General features: G+C 40.7%; 12 protein-coding genes. 9 read left to right on the top strand and 3 right to left on the bottom strand.

Annotated elements, in window-relative coordinates; genetic code table 11:
• Positions 1 to 194 precede the first annotated feature (194 nt).
• Positions 195 to 1,907 carry a nitrate/nitrite two-component system sensor histidine kinase NarQ gene (narQ, locus tag ACRWP9_RS06050; protein WP_434928369.1) on the top strand — a complete coding sequence of 571 codons (1,713 nt, stop codon included), beginning with the start codon at positions 195 to 197 and terminating at the stop codon, positions 1,905 to 1,907.
• Positions 1,900 to 2,529: a response regulator gene (locus ACRWP9_RS06045; protein WP_226410963.1), complete on the top strand. Its 630-nt coding sequence runs from the start codon at positions 1,900 to 1,902 to the stop codon at positions 2,527 to 2,529. Before narQ ends, ACRWP9_RS06045 begins: the two co-directional genes overlap by 8 nt.
• Before the next feature lie 183 nt (positions 2,530 to 2,712).
• Here the strand turns inward: ACRWP9_RS06045 and ACRWP9_RS06040 are convergent, their stop codons facing one another.
• The gene (locus ACRWP9_RS06040; protein WP_434928368.1) at positions 2,713 to 3,081 is read right to left on the bottom strand and encodes a YacL family protein; all 369 of its coding nucleotides are present in this window, start codon (positions 3,079 to 3,081) and stop codon (positions 2,713 to 2,715) included.
• A gap of 197 nt (positions 3,082 to 3,278) precedes the next feature.
• On the opposite strand from ACRWP9_RS06040, the gene ACRWP9_RS06035 reads away from it, so the two are divergent.
• Complete coding sequence (locus tag ACRWP9_RS06035) at positions 3,279 to 4,244, top strand: zinc transporter ZntB (RefSeq protein WP_434928367.1); 966 nt, start codon at positions 3,279 to 3,281, stop codon at positions 4,242 to 4,244.
• A 113-nt stretch (positions 4,245 to 4,357) separates the two neighbouring features.
• On the opposite strand, the gene fkpA is transcribed toward ACRWP9_RS06035, so the two are convergent.
• Complete coding sequence (gene fkpA / locus ACRWP9_RS06030; protein WP_434928366.1) at positions 4,358 to 5,107, bottom strand: FKBP-type peptidyl-prolyl cis-trans isomerase; 750 nt, start codon at positions 5,105 to 5,107, stop codon at positions 4,358 to 4,360.
• A gap of 154 nt (positions 5,108 to 5,261) precedes the next feature.
• On the opposite strand from fkpA, the gene ACRWP9_RS06025 reads away from it, so the two are divergent.
• The 6 genes from ACRWP9_RS06025 to pepN all read left to right on the top strand — a co-directional run bounded on the left by ACRWP9_RS06025 (position 5,262) and on the right by pepN (position 11,847).
• Positions 5,262 to 6,215 carry a WD40 repeat domain-containing protein gene (locus ACRWP9_RS06025; RefSeq protein WP_434928365.1) on the top strand — a complete coding sequence of 318 codons (954 nt, stop codon included), beginning with the start codon at positions 5,262 to 5,264 and terminating at the stop codon, positions 6,213 to 6,215.
• A gap of 20 nt (positions 6,216 to 6,235) precedes the next feature.
• Positions 6,236 to 6,448, top strand: a complete 213-nt coding sequence (locus ACRWP9_RS06020) for a SlyX family protein (RefSeq protein ID WP_226410968.1) — start codon at positions 6,236 to 6,238, stop codon at positions 6,446 to 6,448.
• A gap of 72 nt (positions 6,449 to 6,520) precedes the next feature.
• Positions 6,521 to 7,033: a peptide deformylase gene (def, locus tag ACRWP9_RS06015; protein WP_434928364.1), complete on the top strand. Its 513-nt coding sequence runs from the start codon at positions 6,521 to 6,523 to the stop codon at positions 7,031 to 7,033.
• A gap of 54 nt (positions 7,034 to 7,087) precedes the next feature.
• Positions 7,088 to 8,479, top strand: a complete 1,392-nt coding sequence (locus ACRWP9_RS06010) for a COG3014 family protein (protein WP_434928363.1) — start codon at positions 7,088 to 7,090, stop codon at positions 8,477 to 8,479.
• 27 nt (positions 8,480 to 8,506) lie between these two features.
• The gene (gene lpoB / locus ACRWP9_RS06005) at positions 8,507 to 9,100 is read left to right on the top strand and encodes a penicillin-binding protein activator LpoB (RefSeq protein WP_226410971.1); all 594 of its coding nucleotides are present in this window, start codon (positions 8,507 to 8,509) and stop codon (positions 9,098 to 9,100) included.
• Positions 9,101 to 9,264: 164 nt separating this feature from the next.
• Positions 9,265 to 11,847, top strand: a complete 2,583-nt coding sequence (pepN, locus tag ACRWP9_RS06000; RefSeq protein WP_434928943.1) for an aminopeptidase N — start codon at positions 9,265 to 9,267, stop codon at positions 11,845 to 11,847.
• 79 nt (positions 11,848 to 11,926) lie between these two features.
• Here pepN and ACRWP9_RS05995 read toward each other — a convergent pair whose 3' ends face one another.
• Complete coding sequence (locus tag ACRWP9_RS05995; protein WP_434928362.1) at positions 11,927 to 13,078, bottom strand: endonuclease/exonuclease/phosphatase family protein; 1,152 nt, start codon at positions 13,076 to 13,078, stop codon at positions 11,927 to 11,929.
• Between the last annotated feature and the right edge of the window lie 77 nt (positions 13,079 to 13,155).

Here is a 13,155-nt window from a genome sequence, read left to right as displayed (position 1 = left end):
TTCGGGGTATAGAGATAGAAGTATGCGCCAGATCAATATGTGAACGTGTTGTATCTCACATTTTTTTAATTCTGTTAATGTATTAAAGCGCTAGCTAATGTAGAACTCTCTTTTTACCTGTGTTTCAGTGGTGTTTTAAGTAGATAAACATGTCACACTAATTCAGCTGAAAAACGTCATAAAATGGATCGAAAATGTTAAAACGCGGTAGTTTAACCTCTACGATACTGGGAGTAATGTTAGTGCTAATCTTACTTTCTTCAAGTTTAGCTGTGTACTCAATTATTAATTTATCATTCAGCATTGGTGATGCACGTGCAATTAACGCCTCAGGTTCATTACGTATGCAAAGTTATCGACTATTGCTATCTGCCAACACAGAAAATGACCAAGTCAACGCCAAAATTGAAGAGTTTGAAAACACTCTCAACTCAAATGAACTGCAAAATTCCCTCGCATGGTACAGCCCAAAAACCTTATCAAAACAGTACTTACTAGTGATAGATAAATGGCAGTTAATGAGAACCTATGCAGAAACTGGTGAAACCAAGCTTTATAGTGAAGCGTTAACCGATTTTGTTGATACCGTCGATACTCTGGTATTAGAAATCGAACGTTTTTCCGCCGATAAATTGAGGTTACTGGTCCTGAGTCAAGTTATTGGGTTGACATTAATGTTAATCGTTGCCGCTATTGCCGTTATGTTTACCCGCAGGCGAGTGGTAAAACCGCTGCAATTATTAATGGATAGTGCAATTACTATTTCACAAGGTAATTTCGATGTCGATATGCCTAAAACGGATTACATAGAGCTAACGGCATTAAGTAATGCACTGAAAAAAACGGCCTCAGAATTATCAAATTTATATCAAGATCTTGAACAACAGGTATCTGATAAGACCTTAGCGCTAACACGTGCCAACAATGAACTCTATTTCTTATATGATAACTTGATTATGTTGCATTCAGACCGGCTTGACTACAAAGCACTAAAGTCAGCGTTAGATCAACTTCAAACATATGAAAAATTAGACTTTTTAAGATTAGTCATTGAACATGAAGACCAATCTCAAGACGTTATTGAGGCCAGTAAAGGTTGGCCTTCGACACCTCAAAATAGCGTGTGTTTTCCGCTACAATTAGAGCAAACCCGCCAGGGCTATTTAGAAGTCATTTCCACACATAAGCTCAATACACCCTTATTTATTAATTTTGCGGTGATGCTAGCACGATCAATTACCATCCATAATGCGACTGAGCAAAGGCAACAACTCGCGCTAATGGAAGAGCGCGCTGTTATTGCCCGTGAGTTACATGATTCTTTAGGGCAGTTATTGTCATTTTTAAAAATCCAGGTCAGCTTGTTACGTAAAAAATTACCTGATAATTGCCGTAATGAAGCAGTAGAGCTTCAAATAACTGAAATTAACGATGGCGTCAGCTTTGCCTATGCCCAACTGCGAGAATTATTATCGACTTTTCGCTTAACCATTAAAGAGCCTAATTTAAACCACGCCTTAGAAGTGATGCTTGATCAGCTAAGGCCCCAAACAGATATTCAGTTGAGTTTACAATATGCATTGTCAGCGCATTTACTTGAAGCAAAACAACATATTCATATTTTACATTTAACTCGTGAGGCCACGTTAAATGCAATTAAACACGCCAAAGCAAAACATATCGTGATAGATTGTCACTTAACATCATCAGCAATAATTAACATCACTATTTCAGATGACGGCATGGGTGTGTCACATTTAAAAGAGCGTGATCAACACTTTGGCATTGGTATAATGCATGAGCGTGCCAGCAAATTAAATGGCCAACTGTCCTTTAGTGCTAACACTACTGGCGGCACCACAGTAACACTTAGTTTTCCACCACAGCAGGAGCCTTTAAATGGGTAAGCCATATTCAGTACTCGTTGTAGACGATCACCCCTTACTTCGTCGTGGTATTTGCCAACTCATTACCTCTGATGGAGATTTTACTCTATTCGGTGAAGTCGGTACCGGCTTAGATGCGTTAACTGCATTAAGCGCTAATGAGCCGGACATTATATTGCTAGACTTAAACATGAAGGGCATGTCGGGTTTAGATACCTTAAATGCCATGCGTCAGGAAGGGGTAACCGCTCGCATTGTAATTCTAACGGTGTCAGATGCGAAACAAGATGTTATTCGTCTACTTCGTGCTGGTGCTGATGGATATTTATTAAAAGACACTGAGCCAGAGTTACTGTTAGAGCAGCTTAAAAAGGCCATGTCAGGCCACCGCGTGATCAGCGCTGAAGTTGAGGCCTATCTATACGAATTGAAGACCGCACCGGATGATAATGGATGGATTGAAAGCCTTACCCCACGAGAACTGCAAATTTTACAGGAATTGGCCGAAGGCAAAAGTAATAGAGTGATTTCAGAAGATTTACATATCAGCGAAGGCACTGTAAAAGTGCATGTTAAAAACTTATTGCGCAAAGCAAATGCTAAATCACGTACAGAGATGGCGGTAAGGTACCTAAACCAATAAGCTACTGTAATACTTTGATTTATGATTAATTCACGATAACTAAAATCAATACAAAGGCGATGGCTGATGCTTTTGTACAATCTAATGCTTTATCCGTTGAAAAGGCGCGCTTGAAAAGCGCGCTTAAATAACATTTGCACCTTGTAACCTATCTGCAGCAAACACCAATTAAATCTGAAAAATTTATTCTTGAATAAATACCAACCAGCTTTTAAGCGCTTTTTCAAAGTCTTCTAGGCCACAATACCCCTCTGATTCAGCATTATACAATGCCATACCGTCCTCAAGATTATGCTCTTCGTCAAAATCAATCGCGTTAACAAAAATACGGACCTGCTCAATGTCGGCCTCAAGGGTTAAATCATTACCAATGTCCCGCCATTGGGTGTTAACCCCAGCGATTAATTGGGCAATGTGAGTCAGCACTTGCTGAGCACGTGTCACATCAGCGCCTAACTCTTCGGCAAACCAGCGACCAAACACTTCATGATCCATGCTGAAGCTGGCAAATACAGTGTCATCTAGACGATTACGTCGAAATTCGAATTCCATTTTATACTCTTAATTATGCTCAGGCTTTTAATAATTATTGGCCATAACTCAATTTGCTATAACCTATTTTAAACCATAAATGATATTTTGCTGTAAATGACAGTACGATACCTATTGGGCGCTGCCAGTATATATCGTAAAGTAGCCCTAATTCATCAGAATTGATTTTCAAATACAATTCGTTAAGGAAATGCCTTATGCACAAAGGATTTATTTATCGTTTACTGCTAACTGGCCCAAATGCAGGTCAAACGCTATCAGAAGAGCAGTTAGCCAGTTGGAAGCCCGAAGATGGTTTGCTTTGGGTGCATTTAAAATATAAATCAACCGATGCCCGTCATTGGTTGAACAATCAAAACTTAGAAAAAGCCGAAAGAGATACCTTACTGGCGTCTGACACTCGCCCTAGGGTAGTTCATTCAGCTAATGGTATTTTATTAACATTACGTGGAGTGAACCTCAACCCTAACTCAGATCCTGAGGACATGGTTTCAATACGTATTTATATTGAAGAACATCGGATTATTTCTACTTGTGAGCGCCAATTACAATCAATTACAGAAGTGGCTGACAGTATTCAGTTAGCCAAAGGGCCTGTTGATAGTGCCGGGTTTATTTTATCAGTTGTCGATCACCTTACGCTGCGCCAAGTGGGTTACATTAACAAACTTGAAGAACTGATGGATGAATTAGAAGAGCGAGTTGTCACAGACACCAATAAATCATTACGCATAGATATTGCTGAGTTACGCCGCCAAACCGTAGTGTTAAGAAGATACCTTGCACCACAACGTGAAGCATTAGGAAAAATCCTGCATGAAAACAGCCTACTACTTGACCAGCAAGATAAAATTCGTTTGCGGGAAACTCAGGATAACCTGATAAGAGTGATAGAAGACTTAGATGCCATACGCGATCGTGCCAGCTTCACTCAAGAGGAGCTTCAATCACGACAAGCCGAGCAGCTCAATCAACGTTTGTATTTCTTATCACTTATTTCTGCGATCTTTTTACCACTGGGGTTTTTAACCGGTTTGCTCGGGGTGAATATCGGCGGCATTCCAGGAGCAGAATCAAGTTGGGCATTTGCCGCATTTTGTGGTGGATTAATAGCCTTAATCGCGATGCAAATGTACTTGTTTTATCGCCTAAAATGGATTTAATACGCTATCTCAATCATGAAATACTGCGTAAATATACCTATTTAAAATACATAAAAAATGGGCGCTAATTAGCGCCCATTTTTGATGTTAATTATTAACGATTAGCTAATAAGTTATTTTGCAGCCGCTTCAGCAGGTGCCTTTTCAATTGAAATTAATTCAACTTCAAACACTAATGTCGAGTTAGCTGGAATAGTACCAGTATCACGATCGCCATAAGCTAATTCAGCTGGAATAACAAACTTGTATTTTGCACCAACAGACATTAACTGAACGCCTTCGGTCCAACCTGGAATTACGCGGTTAAGCGGGAATTTTGCAGGCTCGCCACGAGTGTATGAGCTATCAAACTCAGTACCGTCGGTTAATGTGCCACGATAATGCACTTCTACTGTATCTTCAGCAGCAGGCTTATCGCCTTCACCTGCAGTTAATACTTCATACTGTAATCCAGATTCTGTCGTTACAACGCCTTCTTTAGCTTTGTTGTCACTTAGAAACTTCTGGCCTTCTTCAATCGCTTTAGCCGCTAAGGTTTCAGCTTGCTCTAAACGCTTGTCATTTAATTTTTTGTCTAGACCTTGTAAAACCGTTTGCATTTCTTCTTCGGTCAAGTCCGTAGTATCAACTAAACCATCGCTGAAACCTTGGATGATCAAAGTACGATCAACAGCAAAGCCAAGCTCTTCTTGTTCTTTGATATGGCCAGACATGTACTTACCGATAGATGCACCTACACTGTAAGCTTCTTTTTGAGCTTCAGTTGTAAGCTCAACTTTTTTCGCTACAGCTTCTTCCTGGTTACATGCAGTTAGACCAACAACGGCTAATGCAACTAACGATAATTTATAAATTGATTTCATTAAAGCTTCCTCAGCATCCTTAAGTGGTTACAATAAGCACATCATTGTCTGTAATGAGACAATTAGGCTAATGTTAGTGAGCCACTTTATACTAACTATTTCTGATATACCATTGGGTTGAGTCCTTATGGACAAATTTTTAAGGAGCAAGTTCATGTTACGCGTTTTACTGCTGATTTTTTGCTCTATTTCACTCATTGCTTGCCAACCTAAGGCAGATAATACCGTGGTACTCACTTCAGATGCGAGTTACCACGCCACCTTATCCCAAGATGGTCAATATGCATTAATCAGTACCGCCAATAATGGCGTACAGTTCTGGTCTCTCGCTGATAAAGCAATCAAGTATCAATGGGTACATGGTGCAAGTAATAGCAGCAATGTATTTGACACTGCCATTTCAACTAACAATGCCTACGCCGCCACCTTATCCAGTGACTCTGTAGCAATATGGAATATCGATAATGGCCACTCTGTCGGCTGGTGGACATTACCTGCTTACGCTCAAAGTGTCGCTATTGCTAACAATGGTCATGCGTTAATCGGTTTGGCTGATGGCTCTGTCATGTCGCTTCAACCTGATAATCAGGGATTAATCCAGTTTTTAGGGCATCAGGAAAAAGTGAATAGCGTGTCTATTTCTGATGATGGATTAGTTGCCTTAAGTGGTGGCAATGATGGACAAATCCTTTTATGGCAAGCACAAACAGGCCAGCCTTTACAGCAATGGCAATTAGATTCAAGAATTACTAAAGTTTTACTCAGTGGTGATGGCACCCTAAGCTTTGCCGGTGATATCACTGGCAATGCAGCAATTTGGCAATCAAACTCAGGCAAAAAAATCAGTGCACTGTTAATTGAACGTCGCCAAATGAATGTGTCTAGCGCACGCTTTGTTAACCAAAATACTCAGCTGCTAACCGGTACTCCGTCTAAAGAAATATTTTTATGGCAAGTCAACTCTGGTGAACGCCAGCAAAGATGGCAAGTTGAGGTGACTAAAAACAGCCAAAATAGAGGCGCTGTAGTATACTCTGTCACCCAGCCCAGTACTGGCAAAGTGATGAGTGTTAGCAGCCAAGGTTTATTAGAAGCCTGGGATTTATAAATGTTATTGTCGAGGTTTGAATGGAACAGTTGTTAACCAAAATTGATGATTTAGAAACTAAGATGGCGTTTCAAGAAATTACTTTGGAAGAATTGAATCAAGAAGTGATTAAGTTAAATGATATTGTGTCGCGCCAGCAACATCAAATTATGCTAATGGTTAATAAATTACATGCGATTGAACCCAGTAATATGGCCAGTCACGCAGATGAAACACCACCGCCGCATTACTAATGCGGTTAATTAGCTGGAACGCTAAATCTAATACTGACTCACATTAACGAATATTATCTGCAAAGGATGTTTATGCCTGATGCTATTTTGTTGCCAATAGCTGTTACGGGGGAAAATATTTTAACCTTAACAGCTGAAAAAGTGACCCTATTTGATCAGTCTATTCAATTATTAGCCGCCAATATGCTGGCAACCATGACGGCTGCAAACGGAGTAGGCATTGCCGCACCACAGGTTTTTAGCACTGTGGCGATGTTTATTATGGCCTCCAGGCCTAATGAACGTTATCCCACCGCGCCAACTATGACCCCTATTGTGGTAATTAACCCGACTATATTGGCCGCCTCTGAGTTAATGGAATCTGCCGATGAAGGTTGTCTATCTATACCAGGGCAGCGAATTAATATTTGGCGTCATGCGGATATTAAAGTGCAATATCAACAACTAAATGGTAATTTGGTGACTCAAAATTTAACTGGGTTTATTGCGCGCATTTTTCAGCATGAATTTGACCATCTTCAAGGCATTACCTTACTTGAGCGAAGCCTAATAAGCGAACAAACTAAGCAAAATGCGTATATTTAAATCTACGTTAGCGTTTAAAATTTTCAATGGGTCACTTAACAGTAAGGATAATGAATGAAACTGAATGCTTTCTTGATACCACGTTCAACCATTATCAGTATCTTGATGTGTTTGACTCTATCAGGCTGTGCGTTCAACAGTATATTCATTAATTATCCATCACAAATAATCCCTTACAAACAACAAATCAACAGCCCTAGCCCATCACTTGACCTTGATGATATTGCTAATGAAATCGACTCTAATGACGGCTTACTATATGCACAGGAATCTGGACGTTTAGCGCAAATCAATGGCAGTTTTGAACAAAGTAAACACTATTACCAACAAGCGATGGAAGCTTATAAAGCCTTTGATGATAAAGCTAAAATCAGCGTCACTGACATGGGCTCCAAAGCCAGTAGTTTATTATTAAACGATAATGCTATTCCCTATCGCGGCCCTGGCTATGAGCGGATTATGCTGCACCAGTACCAAGCCTTAAACTACCTGTTTTCAGGTGATTCACAGGGCGCAATGGTAGAATTAAGACGCAGTAATGAATTGCAAAGCAGTGAGCAAGCTCGCTACCAAAAGTCACAAAAATCAGTCCAGGCGATGGCAAACGGCACAATAGACGCTGAAGTAAACAAGTTAGGCCAATCAGCCGGAACAGTAACCAGCTCATTTTTAAATGCATACAGTTATTACACCACAGGTTTGCTTTACGAATTACTCGGTGAGCCCAACGACGCCTATATTGATTACCGTAAAGCCGCTCAAATATCACCTAATAATAAATACTTACAACAGGATTTAGTTAGGCTGGCTAAGCAACTTTCGATGCCACAATATGACGACTTTTCACGCCGTTGGGGCGATGCAGTTTTAGCCACCCCAAAACAAGGCCAAGTGGTGTTTTTAATTGAGCGTGGTTTTGTGCCTGAAAAGCAAAGTCTGACAGTCCCCTTTACCATCGATGGTAACTGGCAAACCGTGTCACTGGCGACATATCAACCTGCGATGAATAATAGCGCGCCGGTCTCTATTCAGGGGCTTGGCAGCGCCCTTAAAGCTGAAACCATAGCCAATATCGACGCGCTGGCAATTAATGCGTTAAAAGAAGACTTGCCCGCAGCATTGGTGAGACAGGCGCTAAGGGTTTATGCTAAAGCTGAAATGGCACAAAGCGTACGCAGTGAAAGTAAGCGCCGTAACGACCAAATTGATGCTGGCGTGATTGCAATGCAAATTTTTAATGTTATTACAGAACAAGCTGATCGCAGAAGCTGGTTAACCCTGCCTAATCACGCGCAAATTGCTCGGCAATATGTTGACCCAGGCGAATATGAAATTAGCCTAGATAATACACAAAAGACTAAAATTGAGATTAAATCAGATAAAACTACATTAATTTGGGTTATAGATACTGGTAATCGTACCCGTTTTTATTCGATAATCCTGTAATTGCACCACCAACTTATGGAATTGATTATGAAACCAATGAAACTAATATTTGTTCTTGCCGCAGTGTTGGGGCTAGCCGCTTGTCAATCCAAAGTGGAATATGGCGACGCTACAGAAGTCGAAACCGTTAACGAAAACTTCGGCTCTACTGATTTACAAGCTATTGCGGCTAAAATGGTTGATAGCATGATGACCTTCCCACCGGTTGTGGTGATGACTCAAAATAATCGTCCAATTATTTTTGTCGACAAAATTAAAAACAAAACCTCTGAACATATCGATACTGAGTCAGTTACCGACACCATCAGTAACAAGTTACTTCGATCTGGTAAGTTTCGTTTTATTGACATGACCAAGGTAGATGCCGTTCGCAAACAGCTCGATTATCAAAACAATGCGGGTATGGTTGACCCAACTACAGCGATTAAGTTTGGTCGCCAAATTGGTGCGCAATTTATGCTTTATGGCAACTTATCTAGCATAGTTAAGCAAGATGGCAGCACCAAAGATGTGTACTACAAAATGACCATGCGTTTAATGGACTTGGAAACAGGTTTAATTGAATGGTCTGATGAAAAAGAAATTCGTAAAACTAAGTCTAAGTCTTTCTTAGGTATGTAAAATTTAATTTATATATTATTAAAGCCGACATTCATGTCGGCTTTCTTATATCTGCAACAACTTTTGCTGTGCAACGTTAGGAAAACCATTAAGTGAAATTGCGACACGCCTTTATAGTAAAACTACTCGGTATTTGTGTATCAGCCACGGCAATAACTGGCTGTATGAATACATCGTCAACAACCGCCAGTCTTCGGGACGGCACGCCTTTTATTAGTGAGTATCAAGCCAGTGAACGCGCTCGGGTGATCAGCAATGTTGACTATCAGCTGACCTTTTTCCTAAGTGAACAAAGTCAATTTCGCGCCATATCCACTGTTAATTTCGAATTAAATGGCACAGCAAAAAACCTGACCTTAGATTTAAACCAAGCGAATATCATCTCTATGATAGTTAATGGTTCAAAAATCTACCCTAAATACAATGGCAGCTATATCACTTTAAGCCCGTCGCTGCTGCAATCAGGACAAAATACTATTGCCATTGAGTTTACTCGCGAACACAGCACTAATGGTGAGGGGTTACATCGCTTTGTTGACCCGGTAGATGGCAAAGTCTATTTGTACTCGCATTTTGAACCGGCTGCAGCCCAGCAGATGTTCGCCGTATTTGACCAACCCGATTTAAAAGCCAGTTTCCAGCTTAACGTTCATGCCCCTAAAGATTGGCAAGTGATAAGTGCAATGCGCGAAAGCAGCATTAGCGCACAAGGTAATGATAATGTATGGGTATTTCCCGCATCACCTAAGTTAAGCCCTTATAACTTTTCACTGCATGCTGGCCCATATCATATGTGGCAAGACAACAGTGGACCGTATCCAATGCGGTTGTTCTCCCGTCAGTCGGTCACAGAACAAGTCACTCCACAAGACTGGTTTACCTATACCAAACAAGGGTTGTACTTTTTTGACCGCTACTTTGGCATCCCTTACCCATTCAAAAAATACGATCAAGTTCTAGTGCCTGACTTTTTATATGGCGCAATGGAAAATGCCGCAGCAATAACCTTTTCAGAAGATAGATTCTTATTTAACGCTAAAATGACCGCCTCGCAAAAAGAGCGCCTCGCAGGCGTTATCATGCATGAAATGGCACACCAATGGTTTGGTGATTTAGTCACCATGAAATGGTGGAACGGATTATGGTTAAATGAAAGTTTTGCAGCCTTTATGGGCACACTTGCCACAGCTGAAGCGACTGAATTCACCCATGCCTGGCGTACCTTTTATGCATCAGGCAAGCAACGCGCTTATGAGTTAGATTCACTAGTTACCACCCACCCGATTGAAGTGCCTGTAGCCACAACTCAAAATGCCTTTGATAATATCGATGCGATTACCTACCAAAAAGGCGCATCAACGTTAAATCAATTAAGTCATTTACTCGGTAAAGAAACCTTCCGCCAAGGGGTTAAGCAGTACCTTACCGAATTCAGTTATCAAAATGCCCAACTAGATGACTTTATCGGTAGCCTAGCTAAAGCCAGTAACCGTGATCTAAGTCAGTGGACTCAAGAATGGTTATACAAAGCAGGCGTTAACAGTATTAAAGCTGAATACACCTGTGCCAACGGCATGATTAGCGACTTCCAACTGGTTCAGCGCGCCGTAAGCGATGAGTTTCCAACATTACGCGAACAAAAAGTTAAAATTGGCTTATTTTATCAACGCCAACATGGCGTTGAAGAACATCAAACCGCTGTGGTCACCTACAAAGGTGCACGCACTAACGTCAGCGAATTAGTAGGCGCATATTGTCCTGATTTAGTCTATCCAAACCTAGATGACTGGGGCTTTGTAAAAGTTGATTTAGACCAACGCTCGATGAATACTGCCAAACAAGCACTCAATAAAGTGCACGATCCTCTATTGCGTTCAATGTTATGGCAAAGCATGTGGGACAGTGTTTTAGATGGTCAGGCCCCGTTAAATGATTTCATTAATGTAGCATTAATTAATGCGCCACTTGAGCAAGATTATACCATTTTAGGTCAAGTGATCAGTAACTTACTGCGCGCCAAAGAAATGCTCGATTTAATGGCTCCCGCCAATAAACAGTATGCGGATAAAGTCAGCCGAGCACTAAGTCAGATGAGCTTACGCATGACAATGGAGCATCATAAAAATAGTGACTTCCAACGTCGTTGGTTCTCCGCATATGTTAGCTTATCAACCCAGTCAGATCCGTTAAAGCACTTACAGCAACTGTTAACCGGTACCACTAAAGTAAAAGGATTGGTGTTAGATCAAGATTTACGTTGGGATATCATTAGACAACTTAATCGCTTTGATTACGGTAACGCCTATGCATTACTCCAACGTGAAAAAATGACCGACACATCTGATTCAGGTGAAAAGGCCGCCCTTGCTGCTGAGGTTATTCGCCCACAAGCACACCTTAAGCGCCAATGGCTAAATACCATTGAACATAGCCAAGCCATGCCGTTTTCTAAACTGCGGGTAGCCATGTTTAACTTGTATCCTGCCGAGCAAAATTTACTCAGTGCTGCTACGGCAGAGCAGCGATTAGCGAATTTAATTGAGTTAGATAAAAAAGGCCCGGTATTTATGCGCAGTTATACTCAGGCGTTAATTCCACGTGCCTGCTCAATTGATAACATTACTATGATAGATCAAGTGCTTAATACTGAAACAGGCTTATCAAAACTGACCCGCCGCGCCTTATTAGAGACCCGTCAAAATGAGTATCGTTGCATCAATATTAAGCAATTAGTCAAACCTCAGTAACCCAATCTTGTTAATAACAAAGCTTATCAATGAAAATGGCCAGCAATTTTGCTGGCCATTTTCATTTTGTACTAAGCCACTAACGTAAGCTAAAGGTCATCATTACAGGAGCATGATCTGTACTGTCGCTGTCGCGTTCATAATCCGGTCGCACTAAATGACGATCAAATGTTTGGTATTGCTCAATGTGGGCTAAATTTTTCAATTGTTTAGGATCAAACTCACTCGACACCAAAATATAATCTAAAACTGAGCCTTCACTGCCGTAATAATGAGTTGCTGGGCGTGATATCGGCAGCTGAATATCAGTATCTTTTACTGATTCAAATTCATCTAACGCTAAGCTAGCATTTGATTTAGTCGTCGCTTTAAATAATTCATAACTGTCGTAAATTCGAAATTGATTCAGCTCAGCGAGTAATTGTTGCTCGCTCAAACCGGCAAGTTTTTTATCGTCAATATCATTACGATACACGCGTAAATTTTGATGAAATGCGGCAAGTAAATCACTGTGTAATTTATCGTTAAAATCCCCCATCAACACAAAAGGCGTGTGTTTTTGATGTTTGCGGATCAACATCTGATGGCACAGAAATGTCGCTTCATTGCCACGCTGAATACTTGACGCCCAACGCCCTAACACTTGTCTTGATATAAAATCGGCGGCGCCCGAAGCACCGCTATCAGCTAGGTCATCCTTATCAAAGCCACTTCGCTTAGATTTTAAATGGATAACATAACAATCACAGGGGCCAAACTGCGGCAACTCTACCGTGGCACGCAATGGCAAGCGGCTAAAATTAAATTGTGACAGGCCTAATGCCTGACAAGCTGCCTGATCAGCCTCAACATTGGCCATCTCAGTAATTGGATAACGTGATGCTAATGCCACTACCGGATGACGATAAACATAGTCACTTTGCACTTCTGGCTCATCTAATACTGCAAAGTAGTCATAGCCTAATTGCTGGCATAAAGCTTTTAAAGCATCGGGGCTAAAAACCTCTTGAAAACCAATAATGTCTGGTTGGTTTTGTTGAATAAAATCACTGATCCAGGCGCATTTTTTACGCCATTGCTCAGTGGAGTAAATATTTTCAAAATCATAGTAGGCATTAGGTGGCGCAATAAAGTTAAATAGATTTATCGATGCGACACTATATTGAATTAAGGCAGCAGGGGAAGATAACAAATTAGTTGAGTTCTTTAGTTCCATAATGACAAACATCATAGGCGTAAACCCTGAATGTCTCAATAACTTAAAAAAACATATATAATATTAAATTAAAAATCATAAACTTAAATAAA

The organism is Shewanella sp. HL-SH2 (assembly GCF_051164935.1).
In the GTDB taxonomy this organism is placed as follows: Bacteria; Pseudomonadota; Gammaproteobacteria; order Enterobacterales; family Shewanellaceae; genus Shewanella; species Shewanella glacialimarina.
This window is presented reverse-complemented; position numbering and strand designations above follow the sequence as displayed.